The 19,981-nt window shown below is 37.8% G+C and carries 21 protein-coding genes and 1 other annotated feature; of the genes, 7 read left to right on the top strand and 14 right to left on the bottom strand.

Annotated features, from left to right (window positions below):
• Positions 1-32 precede the first annotated feature (32 nt).
• On the bottom strand, positions 33-218 hold the full coding sequence (locus STRINF_RS01705) for a hypothetical protein (protein ID WP_006531287.1): 186 nt from the start codon (positions 216-218) through the stop codon (positions 33-35).
• Positions 219-536: 318 nt separating this feature from the next.
• Here STRINF_RS01705 and STRINF_RS01700 point away from each other — a divergent pair, with 318 nt between their 5' ends.
• Entirely contained in the window at positions 537-1,073 is a 537-nt protein-coding gene (locus STRINF_RS01700; protein ID WP_014334842.1) for a TetR/AcrR family transcriptional regulator, read from the top strand.
• Positions 1,074-1,113: 40 nt separating this feature from the next.
• On the opposite strand, the gene STRINF_RS01695 is transcribed toward STRINF_RS01700, so the two are convergent.
• The 3 genes from STRINF_RS01695 to rplJ all read right to left on the bottom strand — a co-directional run bounded on the left by STRINF_RS01695 (position 1,114) and on the right by rplJ (position 2,505).
• A complete protein-coding gene (locus STRINF_RS01695; RefSeq protein WP_006531285.1) occupies positions 1,114-1,440 on the bottom strand; it encodes a hypothetical protein in 327 nt (108 codons plus the stop codon).
• Positions 1,441-1,565: 125 nt separating this feature from the next.
• Positions 1,566-1,934 carry a 50S ribosomal protein L7/L12 gene (rplL, locus tag STRINF_RS01690; RefSeq protein ID WP_006531284.1) on the bottom strand — a complete coding sequence of 123 codons (369 nt, stop codon included), beginning with the start codon at positions 1,932-1,934 and terminating at the stop codon, positions 1,566-1,568.
• Between the two features lie 70 nt (positions 1,935-2,004).
• Positions 2,005-2,505, bottom strand: coding sequence for a 50S ribosomal protein L10 (gene rplJ / locus STRINF_RS01685; protein ID WP_014334843.1), 501 nt, complete (start codon positions 2,503-2,505; stop codon positions 2,005-2,007).
• Between the two features lie 28 nt (positions 2,506-2,533).
• Positions 2,534-2,667: a sequence feature (ribosomal protein L10 leader region), on the bottom strand.
• A 400-nt stretch (positions 2,668-3,067) separates the two neighbouring features.
• On the opposite strand from rplJ, the gene STRINF_RS01680 reads away from it, so the two are divergent.
• Both STRINF_RS01680 and STRINF_RS01675 read left to right on the top strand, forming a co-directional pair.
• Entirely contained in the window at positions 3,068-5,176 is a 2,109-nt protein-coding gene (locus STRINF_RS01680; protein ID WP_006531282.1) for an ATP-dependent Clp protease ATP-binding subunit, read from the top strand.
• A gap of 203 nt (positions 5,177-5,379) precedes the next feature.
• Entirely contained in the window at positions 5,380-6,048 is a 669-nt protein-coding gene (locus STRINF_RS01675; RefSeq protein ID WP_006531281.1) for a YoaK family protein, read from the top strand.
• Between the two features lie 33 nt (positions 6,049-6,081).
• Here STRINF_RS01675 and mmuM read toward each other — a convergent pair whose 3' ends face one another.
• The 6 genes from mmuM to STRINF_RS01640 all read right to left on the bottom strand — a co-directional run bounded on the left by mmuM (position 6,082) and on the right by STRINF_RS01640 (position 12,028).
• Entirely contained in the window at positions 6,082-7,026 is a 945-nt protein-coding gene (gene mmuM, locus STRINF_RS01670; protein WP_006531280.1) for a homocysteine S-methyltransferase, read from the bottom strand.
• Positions 7,027-7,036: 10 nt separating this feature from the next.
• Positions 7,037-8,413: an amino acid permease gene (locus tag STRINF_RS01665; RefSeq protein ID WP_006531279.1), complete on the bottom strand. Its 1,377-nt coding sequence runs from the start codon at positions 8,411-8,413 to the stop codon at positions 7,037-7,039.
• A gap of 136 nt (positions 8,414-8,549) precedes the next feature.
• The gene (yihA, locus tag STRINF_RS01660; RefSeq protein WP_043878280.1) at positions 8,550-9,143 is read right to left on the bottom strand and encodes a ribosome biogenesis GTP-binding protein YihA/YsxC; all 594 of its coding nucleotides are present in this window, start codon (positions 9,141-9,143) and stop codon (positions 8,550-8,552) included.
• A 10-nt stretch (positions 9,144-9,153) separates the two neighbouring features.
• Positions 9,154-10,383 (bottom strand): ATP-dependent Clp protease ATP-binding subunit ClpX, encoded by a 1,230-nt coding sequence (gene clpX / locus STRINF_RS01655; protein WP_006531277.1) that lies wholly within the window; start codon positions 10,381-10,383, stop codon positions 9,154-9,156.
• A 228-nt stretch (positions 10,384-10,611) separates the two neighbouring features.
• Positions 10,612-11,106 (bottom strand): dihydrofolate reductase, encoded by a 495-nt coding sequence (locus STRINF_RS01645; protein ID WP_006531276.1) that lies wholly within the window; start codon positions 11,104-11,106, stop codon positions 10,612-10,614.
• A gap of 82 nt (positions 11,107-11,188) precedes the next feature.
• Complete coding sequence (locus STRINF_RS01640; RefSeq protein ID WP_006531275.1) at positions 11,189-12,028, bottom strand: thymidylate synthase; 840 nt, start codon at positions 12,026-12,028, stop codon at positions 11,189-11,191.
• Between the two features lie 328 nt (positions 12,029-12,356).
• On the opposite strand from STRINF_RS01640, the gene STRINF_RS01635 reads away from it, so the two are divergent.
• The 4 genes from STRINF_RS01635 (at position 12,357) to trhA (ending at position 16,094) form a co-directional block, all read left to right on the top strand.
• The gene (locus STRINF_RS01635; RefSeq protein WP_006531274.1) at positions 12,357-13,532 is read left to right on the top strand and encodes a hydroxymethylglutaryl-CoA synthase; all 1,176 of its coding nucleotides are present in this window, start codon (positions 12,357-12,359) and stop codon (positions 13,530-13,532) included.
• Positions 13,522-14,793, top strand: coding sequence for a hydroxymethylglutaryl-CoA reductase, degradative (locus STRINF_RS01630; protein WP_006531273.1), 1,272 nt, complete (start codon positions 13,522-13,524; stop codon positions 14,791-14,793). Before STRINF_RS01635 ends, STRINF_RS01630 begins: the two co-directional genes overlap by 11 nt.
• Before the next feature lie 211 nt (positions 14,794-15,004).
• Entirely contained in the window at positions 15,005-15,448 is a 444-nt protein-coding gene (locus tag STRINF_RS01625) for a DUF1836 domain-containing protein (RefSeq protein WP_006531272.1), read from the top strand.
• Complete coding sequence (trhA, locus tag STRINF_RS01620) at positions 15,438-16,094, top strand: PAQR family membrane homeostasis protein TrhA (RefSeq protein ID WP_006531271.1); 657 nt, start codon at positions 15,438-15,440, stop codon at positions 16,092-16,094. The genes STRINF_RS01625 and trhA overlap by 11 nt, the downstream gene beginning before the upstream one ends.
• Positions 16,095-16,115: 21 nt before the next feature.
• Here trhA and fni read toward each other — a convergent pair whose 3' ends face one another.
• Genes fni through mvk form a run of 4 tightly spaced genes read right to left on the bottom strand, consistent with a single transcriptional unit; the run spans position 16,116 to position 19,906 of the window.
• Entirely contained in the window at positions 16,116-17,114 is a 999-nt protein-coding gene (fni, locus tag STRINF_RS01615) for a type 2 isopentenyl-diphosphate Delta-isomerase (RefSeq protein WP_006531270.1), read from the bottom strand.
• A complete protein-coding gene (locus STRINF_RS01610; RefSeq protein WP_006531269.1) occupies positions 17,111-18,103 on the bottom strand; it encodes a phosphomevalonate kinase in 993 nt (330 codons plus the stop codon). The genes fni and STRINF_RS01610 overlap by 4 nt, the downstream gene beginning before the upstream one ends.
• Positions 18,104-18,110: 7 nt before the next feature.
• Positions 18,111-19,046: a diphosphomevalonate decarboxylase gene (gene mvaD, locus STRINF_RS01605; RefSeq protein WP_006531268.1), complete on the bottom strand. Its 936-nt coding sequence runs from the start codon at positions 19,044-19,046 to the stop codon at positions 18,111-18,113.
• Positions 19,028-19,906, bottom strand: a complete 879-nt coding sequence (gene mvk / locus STRINF_RS01600) for a mevalonate kinase (RefSeq protein ID WP_006531267.1) — start codon at positions 19,904-19,906, stop codon at positions 19,028-19,030. Before mvk ends, mvaD begins: the two co-directional genes overlap by 19 nt.
• Between the last annotated feature and the right edge of the window lie 75 nt (positions 19,907-19,981).

Raw genomic sequence — 19,981 nt, 5'->3', positions numbered from 1 at the left:
CTTAAGGCTTTTTTTATACTCAATTATCATCATTAGTTAGCTTTTCGAAACATTTTGATCAAACTATAAATGATATAAGCTAAATTTCCCAAAAACAAGGCTGACCACAGATAAACAAAAACTTTTTGATGGTGCTCAATATTGTAAAAAACGGCAACTAGATAAATCACCAAATAAACCAATGACATGATTGGAAATGTTTTCTTCTTTTGCTGCATAACTCACTCTCCCTTTAACCGTCATATCATAACACAATTTGAATACGCTGTCCATATCGCCAATGATTTTTTAATAAGTATTTACATTATAATTGAAAGGGATATCTCATAAATTTGTTACGTTTATATTTTTGGAAAACGTTTTAGGATAAACTTCTTTTCCCCGACATCGCAAAGAGAGTGCTATAATAACTTTAACTAATACTCAGATCCAATTCCCTATTTTGCTCAAAAAGAAAGGATTTAATTATGGTATGTGGTAAAGTTAAGCAAATAAAGGATACAAAAGACAGGCTATTTTGTTCCCTCATCTGCCTGATGAAAGACAAAAACTACGAAGACATCAAGATTAAAGATATTCTCGAAATCTCCCAAGTCTCAAGAAGAACCTTTTATCGTCACTTCGCTAATAAACAAGAACTCTTAAATTACTATTTTGAAAAGGTAATCGATGAGTATCTAAGAGAACGCCAAAACTTCGCTCAATCTGAAAGTTTCGAAGAAATGGTGGCTGGTTCATTAGAATTTTGGTATCATAAGCGAAACGTTTTATCAATCTTAATCAAGCACCAACATTTTGATCTTTTCTTTCACCAATTCAACCGACGTACCAAAGAAGTCTATGACAGCATTACCCTCCCTTGGTTTGCTTACAGCGGTGATGTGACAAAAATTAAGTTTGCCATGGATTTTATCATCGGTGGATACTACAATGTTTTGCGTCATTGGTTAAGCAAAGAAAATCCTGAAGGACCTGAAGTTATCGCTGGCGAAGTCAAAAAAATGATTGTAAAACTAACAGAATTTTTCAATCTTGACACTTATCAAGAAACTGATATAACTACAGAAAGATAAGAGCTCTGAGAATTCCAGAGCTCTTATCTTTTTAGTAAAATTAAAACACTTGATGTAACATGACTAAAATGAAAATCAATACAATCAATGATAAGATTTGAATAAATTTGATTTCACTTGCTAAAAGTATGGGGTAACTTCTCAGATTAGTCTTTTTACGATACCATTTTGACCAAAAAATCCCTGCCTCTCCAAGGATAAAAGTAAGAAATGGATAAATAAAAAGATTAATCCTACTTTCTTTACCAACCATTAAACCATTATTAAAATGAAGTGCATCTTCTTCTGGTGAGAGTAGAACAAAGGCGATAGTTACTAGAAATATAACACCATATAGCAACCTAACATACAACGAGAATCTCTTCATCTGACTTCTCCTAGCAAGTACTGTTACTCAAATTTTAGTCTTCCACTTCACAATTGTCAACAAAAAAACCACCAGTCAATTGACTAGTGGTTCTGTTTTATTAAGCTACTTGAGTAGTTACTCTATTATTTAAGAGTAACTGAAGCTCCAGCTTCTTCAAGTTTAGCTTTGATTTCTTCAGCTTCAGCTGCAGCAACACCTTCTTTGATAACTGATGGTGCACCATCAACGATAGCTTTAGCTTCTTTAAGACCTTCGCCAGTGATTTCGCGAACAACTTTGATAACGCCAACTTTTTTGTCGCCAGCAGCAGTCAATTCAACGTCGAATGAATCTTTAGCAGCACCAGCATCGCCAGCACCAGCAGCAGCTACAGCTACAGGAGCAGCCGCAGTTACACCAAATTCTTCTTCGATAGCTTTTACAAGATCGTTAAGCTCAAGGATTGTAGCTTCTTTAATTTCAGCAATAATGTTTTCAATGTTCAATGCCATTGTGGTTTCCTCCAATAATTGTTTTTAAAATGTAGTTTGTAGCACTAAGCAGCTACCATCTGACGTGAGATTAAGCCACGTCTTCTTCTTTTTCTGCAACAGCTTTGACAGCGTATGCAACGTTGCGAACTGGCGCTTGAAGTACAGAAAGGAGCATAGAAAGCATACCTTCTTTGTTTGGAAGAGATGCAAGAGCGTTAACTTCTTCAACTGATGTGAATTTACCGTCAACAACACCACCTTTGATTTCAAGAGCTTCCGCAGTTTTAGCGAATTCGCTAATAACTTTAGCTGGTGCGATAACATCTTCGTTAGAGAATGCTACTGCAGATGGTCCAACAAAAAGTTCTTTAAGATCATCAAGACCTGCTTGTTCAGCTGCACGAGACAAGATTGAGTTTTTGATAACTTTAAACTCAACTCCGCTCTCACGAAGTGAACGACGAAGAACTGTATCTTGTTCAACTGTAAGACCACGTGAATCTACAACAACGATAGATGCAGCTGCCTTCATTTTTTCAGCAACAAGATTAACCTGTTCAGCTTTTTTAGCAATAATTGCTTCACTCATTAGTTTTACCTCCGTTTTTATTTTTGGGCTAGGCACAAAAAAATCGCACCTAAACCTAGACACGAAAGTACAAATACGTTTTTTAAGAATTACGTTTTGTGCCTCGGCAGGAATATTATGAGCACGCTCCCCTGCTGTCTTAGGTCAGTTTTATTTCAAAACCTTAATCATTGTAACTTATATTTTTCTAGCTGTCAACACTTTTTTACTTTTTTTGCTTGATTTTTTTATTTTTACTCTTTTCTACTATTAAATAACACGCTAATTGACTTTTGAATTTTTCTAACAAAACTCTAAAATCATATTATAGTATTAGTTTTAAAAATATCAAACGCTTACTAAATAAAAAAATTATATTTTCTGCGCATAATAATTTGACTTTTACTGACCAAAGGTGTATTATATCCTCAGAAGGTGATTGATAGGAACAATTGATAAATCTCTTTAAATACGACCTCTCTACTCCGATATGTAAAGACTAAAGAGATTCGACCTTCAATCTTCCAAATCATAGCATAATATCATTTGGAATTATTTTAAGAATGAAAAGAGGTAATTATACATGGCAAACAATCAATTTTACGGAAGAGATCCTTTTGGAAATATGGATGATATCTTCAACCAATTAATGGGAAACATGGGAGGATACAATTCAGAAAATAGACGTTACCTAATCAATGGTCGCGAAGTAACTCCTGAAGAATTTGCTCAATACCGTCAAACTGGTAAATTCCCAGGAAATGCTGATTATCAAGAAGGTGCTCCTACTTCTGCACCTAAAGAAGATGGTATCTTGGCTAAACTTGGAACAAACTTAACTGAACGTGCTCGTAACAACGAACTCGATCCCGTTATCGGACGTAACAAGGAAATTCAAGAAACAGCTGAAATCTTGTCTCGTCGTACAAAGAACAACCCAGTTCTAGTCGGGGATGCTGGTGTTGGTAAAACAGCTGTCGTTGAAGGATTAGCGCAAGCTATTGTTAACGGTGACGTGCCTGCTGCTATTAAGAACAAAGAAATCATCTCAATTGATATTTCAGGCCTTGAAGCTGGTACACAATACCGTGGTAGCTTTGAAGAAAACATTCAAAACTTGGTAAATGAAGTCAAAGAAGCTGGAAACATTATCCTCTTCTTCGATGAAATTCATCAAATTCTTGGTGCCGGAAGCACTGGCGATGGTCAAGGTTCTAAAGGTCTGGCTGATATCTTGAAACCTGCTCTTTCACGTGGTGAAATAACAGTGATTGGTGCAACAACTCAAGATGAATACCGTAACACTATCTTGAAGAATGCTGCCCTTGCTCGTCGTTTCAACGAAGTTAAGGTCAATGCTCCTTCTCCTGAAGATACCTTCAAGATTCTTCAAGGTATTCGTGATCTTTATGAAAAACACCACAATGTTATCTTGCCAGATGAAGTCTTGAAAGCAGCGGTTGATTTTTCAGTACAATACATTCCACAACGTAGCTTGCCAGATAAGGCTATTGACCTTTTGGACGTGACAGCAGCTCACTTGGCAGCACAACATCCAGTAACTGATGTTAAATCACTTGAAAAAGAAATTGCAGAACAAAAAGAAAAACAAGAAGCTGCTGCCGCTAAAGAAGACTACGAAGCAGCCCTTAATGCTAAAGTGCGTATCGAAGAATTGCAAAAACAAATCGACAATCACACAGAAGATAAAAAAGTCACTGCAACTGTTAACGACGTGGCTGAATCCGTAGAACGTATGACTGGTATTCCAGTATCTCAAATGGGTGCAACGGATATCGAACGTTTGAAAGATATGGGTAACCGTTTGCAAGCTAAGGTTATCGGTCAAGATAAGGCCGTTGAAGCAGTGGCACGTTCCATCCGTCGTAATCGTGCAGGATTTGACGATGGTAACCGTCCAATCGGTAGCTTCCTCTTTGTAGGACCTACTGGTGTTGGTAAAACTGAGTTGGCTAAACAATTGGCCCTTGATTTGTTCGGTACCAAAGATGCTATCATCCGTTTGGACATGTCAGAATACAGCGACCGCACAGCCGTTTCTAAATTGATCGGTACAACAGCTGGTTATGTTGGTTACGATGACAACAATAACACACTTACTGAACGTGTTCGTCGTAACCCTTATTCAATCATCCTTCTTGATGAAATTGAAAAGGCAGACCCTCAAGTTATCACCCTTCTCCTCCAAGTTTTGGATGATGGCCGTTTGACTGATGGTCAAGGTAATACTGTAAACTTCAAGAACACAGTCATTATCGCAACTTCAAACGCTGGCTTTGGTTACGAATCTAACTGGACAGAAGATGATGATAAACCAGAACTCATGGATCGTTTGAAACCTTACTTCCGTCCTGAATTCCTTAATCGTTTCGACGCAGTTATTGAGTTCTCACACTTAGATAAGGAGGACCTTTCTAAGATTGTCGATCTTATGTTGAATGAAGTTAACAAGACTCTTTCTAAGAAAGGCATTGAGTTGTCAGTTAGCGAAGCTGCTAAAGCCTATATGACAGAAGAAGGCTATGATGAAGTTATGGGTGCTCGTCCACTCCGTCGTGTGGTTGAACAACAAATCCGTGACAAAGTCACAGACTTCCACTTGGATAACCTTGATGCTAAACACCTTAAAGCTGATATGGTTGACGGAGAACTTGTTATCAGCGAAAAATAAGCCTATCAAGGCACTCCAATTTCTAAGCACTCCTAATCTCTTAAAAGCTCAACCCAACTTATCATGGGTTGGGCTTTTTCTACCATAATATAGGACAAGTATGATTTTTCTAAAAACCCCCTAGTACCTTATCTTATAAAATGTTACAATATGACTGTTAACTCTATTAGAAAGAAGGACATGGTGTGAATGATTTAGAATACATGCCTCAGAACAGTCGTTTTGAAGCTGTTTTACTCGGATTTTTAGGTGGTGCCCTAGACGTCTATTGCCAAATTCAATTTGACACACTTGTTGCCACCCAAACCGGAAATATTCTTTTTCTTATCGCTGATATCAGTCATAGTTCACTTCATCAGACACTTATCCGCTTGTACTCAGTCTTATTCTTTTCACTCGGATTTATGTTTGGATTGCGTGTACGTGCCAAAGCCAAAACAGCCTTTTGGCGTGCCTATGCTATTTTGCCTTTATTAGTTGTAACGATTGTTCTGCCACTATTACCTTATAATCGTTTACTTTGGGTTATTCTTTTAGCGCTCGGTACAGGTTTACTAACTTTGACATTCTCTGGTAGCCAGATTGAATCGCACGCTTATTCTATTTTGATGACTTCAGGAAATTACCGTAAAATGATTACAGCATGGCACAACTACTTAACTGTTGAAGAAAAAACAGCAAAAATGAAACGACAAGCTGTGAACTACTCTTTGGTCGTTGTTAGCTTTATCATCGGTGCTATTTTTGTCGCGATTGTCCACCATTTCATTCAAGTAAGAACAATCTGGGTAGTATCGCTAACCTTAGCTGCTATCGTTTATCATTACACAAGCGTGGTTATCCGCTACCGTCTTCAAGAAACAAATCTATAATCAAAAAAAACGTTTGGAAAATCCAAACGTTTTTTATTTTAATTTATCAGCCAATAATTTAATGTCTTCTGGACGAGTTCGGCAACAGCCACCAACAATCTTAGCGCCGAGTTTGTGCCAAACTTGACTATTTTCACACAGAGTGTGTGAATTATCAGGCAATGATTTCCAAGTCTGTGTTGCTCCGTCATAGATTTCGCCAGAATTTGGATAAGTTACCAAAGGTTTTTGAGAAATTGTACGACTAGCTTTCAACAAATCTGAAATAATCGCTGGTCGGCTACAATTAATCCCAAAAGCAAGGATTTGTTTGCTGCTGTCGCAGAGTTTTGCGACCTCAGTCATTAGCGTTCCATCAGAAATGCTCTGACTATCTTGTGCCGTAAAGGACATGTAGGCTTCCGTGTCAGGAAATTCATCGGCCAACAATTCAACCAAGGCTGTAGCTTCAGTCATATTAGGAATCGTTTCAATGGCTAGAAAATCACTTCCCGCCGCTAGCAAAGTCTGAATACGTGAACGATGAAAATCTTTGAAACTTTCTTTTGACAACTGATAATCCCCAGTATACTCAGAACCATCTGCCAAGTAAGCTGCATAAGGTCCAACATCACCAGCAATCAATGGATAGACACGCTTTTTCTTCTCATCGTCTGACAAAGATTGCCAAAAATTTTGGCGAGCATTTTTAGCCAATTCAACTGTCAAGACAATAGTGTCAAGTGCCTCTTTCTCTGATAAACCATAATCTTCTAACCCTTGAACCGTTGCTTGATAACTTGATGTTGTCACAATATCAGCACCCGAACGAAGATAATCTTCATGAAGTTCTTGAATAATTTGCGGATTTTCCAGCAAATATTTTGCTGACCACAATTTTCCTGACACATCATGACCACGATTTTCTAACTCAGTTCCAAGAGCCCCGTCCAAGATAAGATAATCAGTTGATTCTAGTAATTCTTTAAGTTTACCCATAACTTCCCTTCTACCATTTTTTATAACGTAAGTAGTGATACACATAACACAAAGCAATAAATGGAAGTCCAAAATACAGACCTGCTCTTTGCGATGCATCCCAAGCAATTCCGACAATAGAAATTAACAACAGCACAATTGTAAAGTAAGGCAAGACTGGCGTCATTGGCGTTTTGTACGACAACTCATCTAGAGAATGATTCTTCAAAAAACTCTTTCGAAAATTAATCTGTGCAAGAGGAATTGATAGCCAGACAACAACCACAGCAAAACCAGCAATAGATACCAAAGCAAGATAAACCGTATCGGCTGCATAAAAACTTGAAAATAGAGCCAGTACTGCACCAATCATCGATAACAAGAGAGCACGCATTGGCACACCGTGTTCATTGATTTTAACAATTTTTTTCGATAACATGCCTTCATTGGCTAGTGACCACAGCATGCGACTTGAAGCATAGAGTCCGGAATTTCCAGCTGATAAAATGGCCGTTAGGATAACAAAATTCATCATGTCAGCCGCAAATGGAATTCCCATTTTGTCAAAAACATCAACAAACGGTGCCGTTGACACTCCTGCTTCTTTCATTGGCAAAAGTGATGCCAAGACGAGAATGGTCAAAACAAAGAAAATAACCAAACGTCCGATAGTTGTCTTAATCGCCTTTGGTACTGCCTCTTTTGGATTATCGGTCTCACCCGCAGCGATCCCGATGAGTTCAGTTCCAGAAAAAGCATAATTAACCGCTAACATCACTGAAATCAGAGCAGCAAAACCTTTTGGAAAGGCACCGTTAGCAGTTAGATTGGTAAATAAGATTGCTTTATGTTGACCTTCAAAACTCACTAAACCAAGCATTGCACCCAGACCCAACACAATAAAGATGATAATAGCAATCACTTTAATTGAAGCAAAGAAAGACTCAGCTTCTGCAAAACTTCGAACACTTAAAGCATTAATGGCAAAAATTACCAAGGCAAAAAGTGTCGCAAAAATCCAAGTTGGCACTTCTGGAAACCATCGTCCCATTAACATCGCTGCTCCTAAGAACTCTGTTCCAAGTGCTACCGTCCAACAAATCCAGTATAACCATGCCACTGTAAATCCAGTTCCTGGACTGATGAATCTTGTAGCATAGGTATGAAATGACCCTGTAACTGGCATAGCAACTGCTAATTCACCTAAGGATAGCATCACCAAATACACAACAACCGCGCCAACCAGATAAGATAAAACAGCTCCTAAAGGACCTGCCTGAGCAATCGTGTAACCAGAACTTAAAAACAAGCCTGTCCCAATAACCCCACCTAAAGATAACATAAACAAATGCCTGCTAGTCATCTTACGCTGGAATTGACCTTCATTTTCAAAATTATGATTTTCCATATAAGCCTCACAATCCGTAATATATCTATCATATCACAAGATTTTCAGAAATGATAATAGACTTTAACTATCAAACACTTAGTTAAAAACTATAGCAATGAAAAAAGCCTGAAATTTTCATCTCAAGCTTTCATTATTACAATTCTTCTAAGATGCTGTCCCAAGCTTCATCCAAACCAGTACGGTCAACCGATGAGAAGACAACAAACTTATCAGACTTATCAAAATTTAATTTTTTCTTGATAGCTGATTCATGCTTGTTCCATTTACCATGTGGAATTTTATCAGCTTTTGTTGCTACCACGATAACTGGAATTTCATAGTACTTCAAGAATTCATACATCTGAATGTCATCAGCACTTGGGTCATGACGGAAGTCTACCAAACTAACTACCGCACGCAAATTATCACGGCTAACAAGGTATTCTTCAATCATTTTACCCCATTTAGCACGTTCAGCTTTAGATACTTTGGCATAACCATATCCTGGAACATCGACAAAACGTAACTTGTCATCGATGTTATAGAAATTCAATAATTGTGTTTTACCAGGCTTACTAGAAGTACGAGCCAAATTCTTACGTCCTAAAAGAGTGTTAATAAAACTAGATTTACCAACATTTGAACGACCAGCAAGAGCGACCTCAGGGAGGTCGTCTTGTGGGTAATGTGATTTATTAGCTGCACTTAACAGAAGTGAGGCGTTATGGGTATTTAAATACTCAGTCATTCTCTCCTCCTTAGGCAATCTCTAAAATTGGTTTATCTTTGCCTTCAACAGCATCTTTTGTGATACGGACTTTAGTGACTTCTTCACGACTTGGAATTTCAAACATGATATCCATCATTGTTTCTTCAATAATAGAGCGCAAACCACGCGCACCTGTTTTACGTTCAATAGCTTTGTTTGCGACAGCTTGAAGGGCATCTTCATCAAATTCCAATTCAACACCATCATAAGACAATAAAGTTTGATATTGTTTTACCAAGGCATTACGAGGTTCTGTCAAGATTCGCACCAAATCATCTGTAGTCAATTGTTCAAGAGCTGCGACAACAGGTAAGCGTCCGATAAATTCTGGAATCAAACCGAATTTTTGAATATCTTCTGAGATGATTTCTTGCATATAAGAAGCATCTTCATCAATCTTACGGTTATTTTGTCCAAAACCAATAACTTTTTCACCAAGACGTTGTTTAACAATGTCTTCGATACCATCAAAAGCACCACCAACGATGAAAAGAATGTTCTTAGTATTGATTTGAATCATTTCTTGGTTAGGGTGTTTACGACCACCTTGTGGTGGAACGCTTGCTACTGTTCCTTCAATAATTTTAAGGAGAGCTTGTTGGACCCCTTCACCTGAAACATCACGAGTGATTGAAACATTCTCACCTTTTTTGGCAATTTTATCAATTTCATCGACATAAATAATACCACGTTCTGCGCGTTCAATATTGAAGTCAGCTGCTTGAATTAATTTTAAAAGAATGTTTTCAACATCTTCACCAACATAGCCAGCCTCCGTCAATGATGTCGCATCAGCAATTGCAAATGGAACGTTCAAACTTTTAGCTAGGGTTTGGGCAAGGAAAGTTTTCCCTGAACCAGTTGGTCCGATTAATAGGATATTAGATTTTTGTAATTCAACATCTTCTTCATCACGACTTTCGGCAAATGAAACACGTTTGTAGTGGTTATATACAGCCACTGCGAGGGCACGTTTAGCGCGTTCTTGACCGACAACATATTCATCGAGGGTTGCTAATAATTCTTTTGGTTTTGGAACTTCAGCCAAATCTGCGAGAACTTCTTCTGCTAACTCCTCTTTAATAATCTCTTGGGATAAAGCCACACATTCATTACAGATAAATACGTTATTTCCGGCAATGATTTTTTTTACTTCGTCTTGGCTTTTTCCACAAAATGAGCAATAAACTTTTACATCATTTGTTCGATTTCCAACCATTTTTCGTTCTCTCTAACTTTATACTTTCTCTATTTATTAAAACAAGGTACCATACACGGCATGAATGGTATTTACTACATTAGTAAAGGCATTCAAAAACAAAAGGACAGCTAACCCATAACGTTTTTTTCTAAGTGCTGGGAGAGCACACAAAAAACAGATAACTGCTAGTAGAGCCGTGAACACACCAAAAATACTTCTCTGCATTCCTTTCTCCCTGTGTTATTTTTATTTTTCAAAAACTGTAATCGTAAAATCGTAGGCGTTTTTGTCATCTTTTTCGTTAAATGACTCTGAAACCTTTTTAAAGGCTTTTAAATCAATATTTGGGAAATAAGTATCTCCTTCAAACTCACCATGAACTGTTGTCTTAACGATAGCATCACAGTATGGCAAAAAAGTTTCATAGATACTTGCCCCACCAACGATATAAAGGGTCTTGTCGTGAGTTTTAAACCAATCAAGGACTTGTTCCACATCATGAACAACAGTCACGCCGTCGGCTTCAAAACTTTTATCATGTGTCAAAATCAAGGTTTCACGACCTGGTAAAATGCGACGTTTCATACCATCAAAGGTCACACGTCCCATTAAAAGGGCTTGACCCATCGTTGTTTCTTTAAAATGCTTTAATTCTTTTGGGAGACGCCAAGGTAATCTATCATCTAACCCGATTAAACGATTTTCATCTTCTGCCCAGATTGCAACGATTTTCTTTGTCATATTGTCCTCTCATTCATTACCTTCATTTTATCAGATTTCCTATAAAATTGCTGAAATGTGATATGAAAGCCACTGAAAAAGATTAAATAGCCAAATCAAATTTCAATTGAGGTTTAACGGAATCGTAATCAACTAGTTCAAAATCTTCAGGTTTAATATCAAAGAAATCTGTTCCATCTGGTACATTCAAGACCAAACGTGGTTTGCAATCTGTTGGTTCGCGGCGTAATAATTCTTCTGCTTGCTCAAATTGATTGTCATAGATATGAAGGTTATTTACAAAATAGAAGAATTTACCAACTTTCCAACCAAAATGTTTGGCAATCATCATTTGAAGCGCTACGTATTGCATGGCATTGATGTGATGAGAGACCAACATATCATTTGAGCGTTGAGTCAATGTCGCATCAAGGTAAATATCACCATCAACACGGCGGACATCATACATGGTTTGGAAAGCACATGGCAAAAGCCCGTCTGTATTTTCAAAAGCTTCGTAATCCCAAAGCGAGATAACATTGCGACGATTCCATGGATTTTCTTCGAGTTGTTTTAAGATTTTACGAATAATATCGTGTTTTTTAACAACTGCACCATAGCGTTCGCCGATTGTACCAGTGCCATCAACTTCCCAATCATTCCAGTATTTAACATTGTATTTATCATTTAAGACTGAAAGATCATTAGTTTGATCTTGATAAATCCAGAAGATTTCTCGGATAGCACTTTTAATGGGAATAGGACGAAGGGTTGTAATCGGAAACTCACCTTTACTAAGGTCGTATTCCGCAAAAGCACCTGTTACATATTTAGAATTTGCTTGTCTACCACTTTGGTACACAGGACGTGCATTCTCTGAAAATACCCCTTCATCCATAATTTTTTTGATATTTTCTTTAAAAATAACATCTGCTTTTGTCATGCTATCCGCTCCTTAATTTTTTTAGCTATAAAAAAATGGCTCATTACTTCTATTTTATCAAAAATGTTGAAAATTACCAGCATTTTAAACGATTTAATATGAATTCACAATCTACTTTGAAGGATAAAATAAACAAATTTTTTATAGGGAATTTTGCCAACTTTATGTTAAAATTATCTTTGGACAATTAGTCACGCCGTAAATTTAATAAAAAAGAATTTCCTATTTAAGAGGTTTTCCCCACTTTTTAAAAACTTGTTAGGCCAGTAAGAATGAAGATAAAGTCCCTAACATTTATTGGAAATTCAATAAAAAGAAAGGTTATTTCATGAAAATTGGTATTGATAAAATAGGATTTGCAACAGCGCAATACGTGCTGAATATGGACGACTTGGCCGAGAGCCGCTATGTTGATCCAGATAAATACAGCAAAGGTCTCCTATTAAATAATCTAAGTATCACGCCAGTCAATGATGATATTGTGACACTTGGTGCTTCTGCAGCAGAAAGTATTCTAAGCGAGGAAGATAAAAATACTATTGATATGATTATTGTGGCAACAGAATCATCTGTTGACCAAAGTAAAGCTGCTTCTACTTATATTCACAGTCTCTTGGGCATCCAACCTTTTGCTCGTAGCATTGAAATGAAAGAAGCTTGTTATGGTGCAACAGCAGCGCTTGATTACGCTCGTTTGCACGTTCAAAAACACCCAGAATCAAAAGTTTTAGTTATCGCTTCAGACGTTGCTCGCTATGGTGTTAACACCCCTGGTGAACCTACTCAAGGTGCTGGTAGTGTTGCTATGTTGATTTCAAAAGACCCACGAATCTTGCTCCTTAATGACAACTCAGTTGCTCAAACGCGCGATATTATGGATTTCTGGCGTCCAAACTATTCTACTACCCCTTACGTTAACGGTATTTACTCTACAAAACAATACCTTGACATGTTGAAAACAACTTGGGCAGAATTCCAAAAACGCTTCAACACTTCTCTTGCAGATTTCTCAGCCTTCTGCTTCCACCTTCCATTTCCTAAGTTAGCCCTTAAAGGCTTTAACAAAGTGATGGATAAGAATCTACCAGAAGACTTTAAAGAAAAACTCAAGGAAAACTTTGAAAGCACTATTCTCTACAGTAAAGAAGTCGGAAATATCTACACTGGTTCACTATACTTAGGTCTTCTTTCACTTCTTGAGAATTCTAAAAATCTTGTAGCTGGAGACCAAATTGCCCTCTTCAGCTATGGTAGTGGTGCTGTCGCAGAAATCTTCTCAGCAACTTTGGTTGATGGTTTTAAAGACATGCTACAAACTAACCGTTTAGAAACGCTTAAAAACCGCATTCGACTTTCTGTTGAAGACTACGAAAAATTATTCTTTGAGGAAGCTGCTATCGATTCAGAAGGAAACGCCAATATTCCTGAATACAAAACAGGTGCATTTACCCTCAAAGAAATTCATGAACATCAAAGAATCTATGGTAAAGTAAATGACAAATAAAGTGACTTGGGGAGGATTCTCCAAAAAAACGTTGGCTGAACGCCTTGAACATCTGGAAAAAAATGAACTCATTAGCGCAGAACGCTTAGAAACCTTAAAAAACAATGAGCTTCTCTCACTAGAAACTGCTAATCAAATGGCCGAAAATGTCTTAGGAACTTTTTCACTTCCATTTTCACTAGCGCCAGATTTTCAAATCGATGATAAAACTTTCAATGTTCCAATGGTAACCGAAGAACCTTCTGTAGTTGCTGCTGCAAGCTTTGCAGCTAAAATCATCAAACGTTCTGGAGGTTTCAAAACTCAAGTTCACTCTCGTAAAATGATTGGGCAAGTTGCCCTTTACGACGTTCCAAATAAAAGTGCTGCTAAAAAAGCCATTGTTGAACACACAGAACAATTAATTAGCCTAGCAAATGATGCGCACCCTTCTATCGTTAAACGTGGAGGTGGTGCACGCGAATTGAGTATCGATGAAAAAGATGACTTTTTGATTGTTTACCTAACGGTTGATACTCAAGAAGCTATGGGTGCTAACATGGTTAATACTATGATGGAAGCTTTGGTGCCAAGCTTAGAAGAGTTATCAGGCGGTAAAAGTTTGATGGCCATTTTGTCAAACTATGCAACAGAATCTCTTGTTACCGCTGACTGTCAAGTTGACCTTCGATACCTAAGCCGTAACAAAGAGGAAGCTCAAGAGTTAGCTAGAAAATTCCACTTAGCTAGCAAATTAGCCCAAGAGGATGTTTACCGTGCAAGCACGCACAACAAAGGTATTTTCAACGGTATTGATGCAGTCGTTATGGCAACTGGAAATGACTGGCGTGCTATCGAAGCTGGTGCTAACACTTACGCTTGTAAAGATGGCCAATACCGCGGTTTAGCAACTTGGACCTTTGACGAAGAAGCGCAAGTTCTCCGTGGCCAATTAACCCTTCCAATGCCAATCGCAACACGTGGTGGCTCAATCGGACTTAATCCAACAGTTAAAATTGCGCACGACCTTCTTGGTCACCCAGACGCTCGTCAATTAGCACGTATCATCGTTTCTGTTGGTTTAGCCCAAAACTTTGCTGCTATTAAAGCTTTGACTTCAACTGGCATTCAAGCTGGTCACATGAAATTACAAGCTAAATCACTTGCACTCCTTGCTGGTGTCAAAGATAAAGAAGTCTCTGAAGTGGTTAAAGCTTTACTAGAAGCTCCACATATGAATTTGGAAACTGCGCAGCACATCTTACTAAACTTGCGAAATTAAACAAAATAATTTAATAAGTGAGTCGTGTCTAATGGGCATGGCTCATTTTCTATTTTCAGGCTCGTGAAAAACTGTCCACTGAGCTTAACTCGCTTTTCAATTTCTAGGCTCGTGAAAAACCTATCCAGTGGATAGGTTTTTTCTTGACTTTAATTTTCGATAATTATATAATCTAGTTATTAACACTAGATAAAGAGGTAAATATAACTTTATGAAATCAAATTATCCAAAATGGTCTGAATTACCAGAGATTGATTTGTACTTGGACCAAGTACTTCTTTACGTTAATCAAGTTGGAAAAGCCAATCAACAGGATGAAAAAGGCTTAACAGCTTCTATGATAAATAATTATGTCAAACATGGTCATCTTGAAAAGCCTGTCAAAAAGAAATACAATCGCAAACAAGTGGCTAGACTGATTGTCATTACAGCATTGAAAAATGTTTTTTCAATTCAAGAAATCAGCCAAACCTTGGCACTCTTGACCGCTGAAGACCAATCACAAAAACACTACGATGATTTTGTTGCTTGTATGAATGGTGAAAAAATTGATGATTTACCACCTGTGGTTGTCTCAGCTTGCCAAACGTTAAAATTGTATTTTCAAACCCATGAATTGGTTCACGCATTAGAAGGAGAATCCCATGAAAGCTAGCATGACTTTAAAACTTAGTAAACGTCTTTCTTTTGGTGAAGAGGTTGCAAATAGTGTCACTCACGCTGTCGGTGCTGTTGCAATGCTGGTACTCTTGCCGATTACAGCTATTTACAGTTATCACCACTATGGCATGCAGGCTGCTCTTGGGATGTCAATCTTTGATATTAGTTTGTTTTTGATGTTCATGTCATCAACAATTTACCATTCAATGCAATATGACTCACCACAAAAATTTGTCTTACGCATTATCGACCACAGTATGATCTACATTGCCATCGCTGGTTCTTATACTCCAGTTGCTCTTTCACTTGTTGGTGGCTGGTTAGGTTACTTAATCATTGTCTTGCAATGGGGAGCAACCATTTTTGGTATTCTTTACAAGATTTTTGCTAAAAAAATCAATGATAAATTCTCACTATTTCTTTATTTGCTAATGGGATGGTTGGTTGTCTTTATCATTCCAAGTATTATTAGTAAAACTGGAGTGGTCTTTTGGAGTTTGATGCTGGCTGGTGGTTTAGCTTACACAATTGGTGCGATTTTCTACGCTAGAAAACGTCCTTATGACCACATGATTTGGCATTTGTTCATCCTGCTTGCATCTATCTTACAATACATCGCAATCGTGTATTTCATGTTGTAATATAAAAAACACTGATTAAAATCAGTGTTTTTTTGTTGCTTCTTGTAATTTTCCATATAAAAGGTAATCGACATCTTTTAAATCTTCGATGGTTTTGCAATTAAGAGCGCACATGATAAGACGCAAATCATCTTTCCACCCGTTAATGATATCGATAACTTTCTCAACTGGGTATTTTTCTACCAACTCTAAAACCGTACGTGATAGTCCAACAGCTTTAGCACCAAGTACTAAACATTTCACCATATCAAGCGGATGACGAACACCGCCTGAAGCTAAGATTTCAACTTTATCAACCATTGATTGGGCATTCAAAAGACTTTGCACGGTTGTTTGGCCCCAATCATTTAGATAAGAGCGATTATCACCACGTTGATTTTCAATGTAGGCAAAACTTGTTCCACCACGGCCTGAAATATCAAAGGTTTTAATACCTAAGTCATAAGCCGTCTCAATGGTTTTTAAATCCATACCAAATCCGACTTCTTTTAAAATAACAGGAACTGGCATTTTTGTCGCATAATCAGCCAAATGCTTTTTCCAAGAACAAAATTCACGCTCACCTTCAGGCATCAAAAGCTCCTGCATCAAATTCACGTGAACCTGTAAGAAAATGGGCTGCATTTCCTCAATGGTTTTAAGCCCAAGTTCATATGGTTTGTCAATACCAATATTAGTTGCGAGAAGCAAATCTGGGTAATCTGCTTTACTTGGATAAGAATCGTCACCAGGATTTTTCAGCGCAGCACTATATGACCCAGTTACCATGACTAAACCAGTCGCTTGTGCTACTTGAGCAAGCTTACGATTGACGGCTTTTGCTTTTTCTGAGCCACCTGTCATAGCATTGATGTAAAACGGAAAGTCAAAATCACGTCCCGCAAAATGCGTATGCAAATCAATCTCGCTCAAATCATAATCAGGAAGTGAACGATGAATCAACTCCATATCATCAAAAGAGTTATACGGTGATTGATACTTTAGTGCATACTTGATATGCTCATCCTTACGGTTCATCATGCTAATTCCTCCATGTCTAGTAGCTCAATACCAACTTCTTGCCAACGCTTGATAAGTTCTTGACTATCTTCACGATTAAATGATATTGCAATACCACAATCACCACCACCTGAACCTGATGATTTAGCAATCACATCTAGACCATCTTCGGCAGCTTTTAAGGCTAAAAGTTTGTCGTTGTAAATAGCTGAGCTTAAGCCTAGCAACAAATCGCTCACATTTTGAAGTGCCTTTTTGACACTTTCTTTGTCACCAGTTTGCAGCGCTTGTTTACAAATTTGAACCTCTTTTTCAGTTGCTGCTAAAAATTCTTGTGAAATGGCAGATTTAACCAGATTAATCATGTCTTTTGAAATAGAAGGCTGCATCGTCCATCCGACCAAAAACTCACATGGCAAAGCTGGTGTGATAACTTCAATTTGATAACCCCAGTCTTTATTAAGTACTTCTTGAATTGATTCCTTTTCAATCCATTTTGCTACTTGCTGGCGGTCAAATGAGGTAAAAGCAACCAAATCATCGTATGCAATACAAGCAATATCCCCCATCGAACCATTGTCACCAAGTTTTAAAAGTGTGTAAGACGCCAATTTAAAAAGAAGATCAGCTGACAAGTTCAACTCATAAAAAGCTGATAGAGCTTTTAGGGTTAAAACAGTAACTGACCCACTTGAGCCAATACCAAATTTCTTACCATCACGTTCCATTTTACCAGTGATCTCAAGAGAAAAGGCTGGCATTTCTTCAGCGGACTTGCCAAGGTAATCAAATAAAGTCACTATGCTTTGCTGAATCAGCGCATACTTGCTATCTGGCATCATGCCAACCGCATAATCAAACATATCAGAAAATAGACTGATAGCCTTTGCTTCCTTGACCACAGCAGTCATGTGAATAGGAATATTTTTGATAATGGCTGTTTGACCTGGTGTTAATACCGCATACTCACCAGCTATATACAACTTTCCACCAGTTTGAACCTTAATCATTTTTATCTTACAATTCCTTAGTTCGTGAAACGATGACACGATAGTTTTCTTCAAAGCGTTTTGTCAAACGTTCCAAATCTTCTTCTAGACAAAGAACTTTGACATTTGGTCCAGCATCCATTGTGAAATAACATTTCTCACCTTCTGAACGCAATTGTTTAACGAATTCCATTGCTTTATAACTTTCCTCTGTTAGGTAATTAAATGGTGGATTTGCATGTGTGTTTGTGTCATGCATTGCAAGTGCGTTGCGTTCAGTTAACTCACCAACACGTTCAAAGTCGTTATTTTTAAGATAACCTAGCATGTCTTTGTAATCTTGTTCAGATTGTTTGACCCAATCCGCAAAAGTTGTTGACGTTTCAACACAACGTTTCATACCTTCACGGCTAGAAATTGATTTCTTACTATCACTCAAGACAAGCATAATCATAGCAAGCTTGAGGTCTGTTTGAACAGGGTAAACTTCACCAGAATCTTTGTCCCAAGCAGCAAGTGGTCCAAAGAATGAACGCGATGAGGAACCTGAAGCAAATTTTGCTTTTTGAGCGAGTTCTGCCCTTGTTAAACCAGTTTCAAAGAGTTCGTTACACGCTTTAACAAGGGCAGACAGACCGCTTGAACTTGATGAAAGTCCTGCAGCTGTTGGCATGTTATTGCTTGTTTCAACCTTGACATATTCTGAACGCTGCCCACGGTATTGATCAATGATGGCAGAAATTTTAGCGTGTTCTTTATCATCTTGTAAAACACCATTGATGTAAAATTCATCGTGGCTGGCTGAATCTGGCAGAAAGGAAACACTTGTTGTGGTAAACATATTTTCCAGTGTCAATGAAATACTGCTGGTTGCTGGAATCATCTTAGCTGCGTCAGCTTTCCCCCAGTATTTGATAATAGCGATATTGGCATATGATTTTACCGTTACAATTTTTCGATCCACGTTTGAACCGCTCCTCCTTCTGTTAATGCTTTACTAATTTTTTCTGCTTGTGCTTTGGTCTGTGTAAGAGCGATAATACATCCTCCAAGACCTCCACCACTCATTTTGGCACCTAGAGCGCCGTTTTCTAAAGAAATCTGAACTAATTGGTCAGCTTTTTCAATGCTAACGCCAATTGCTTGTAAGTGACTGTGTGCTTTTGTCATCAAGGGACCAATTTCAGAAATAGACTTGTCTTGAATCGCTTTTTGAACCATTTCTGTCAAGTCTCCTAAAGCAGCCAAATGTGGCAAATTATTTTCTTCAGCTTGTGCAACTTTTTCAACTGCTTCACGCGTATTGCCATAAATACCTGTATCTGCAATAACCAGATAAGCATCTAAATACAAATCAAGCGTGCTAAAACCAATATTTCGAATAAAGGTTATTGCCTTGTCACTCAAACATGTCTTAGCATCAAGGCCACTCGGATTTGAATGTGCAATAATTTCTGCTTTATTTACCAAAATTTCAAGAGTATCCATGTCAATACTTTGCTCGAAATAATCAAACACGGCACGAATGGCTGCAATTGAAATAGCAGCTGATGAACCCATGCCTCGTTTTTGGGGAATCTCTGAACGAATATCATAAGTGATTGAAACATCAGTATGATTTAGGTACTCAAGTGCCGCATAAACAGCAGTTGATAGGGTATTATAATAATCAAAGTGAATTTTTTTATCAGCTGGATAGATACGACATTCTACTTCAATTCCTTGAAGAGGAATCGCAATAGCAGGATAGCCGTAAACAACTGAATGTTCACCCATCCAAATAATCTTACTATGCGCCTTTCCGACGCCAATTTTCTTAGTCATTTTCTTCTCTTATAATTTTTTAGTCTACACTCCATTTTATCATTGTTCCGAAAAAAAAGCGACTCTTACTAAAAA

Origin of the sequence: Streptococcus infantarius subsp. infantarius ATCC BAA-102, assembly GCF_000154985.1 — a bacterium.
Taxonomy (GTDB): domain Bacteria; phylum Bacillota; class Bacilli; order Lactobacillales; family Streptococcaceae; genus Streptococcus; species Streptococcus infantarius.
Note: the sequence above shows the minus strand (reverse complement) of the source record. Positions and strands in the feature narration are given on the sequence as shown.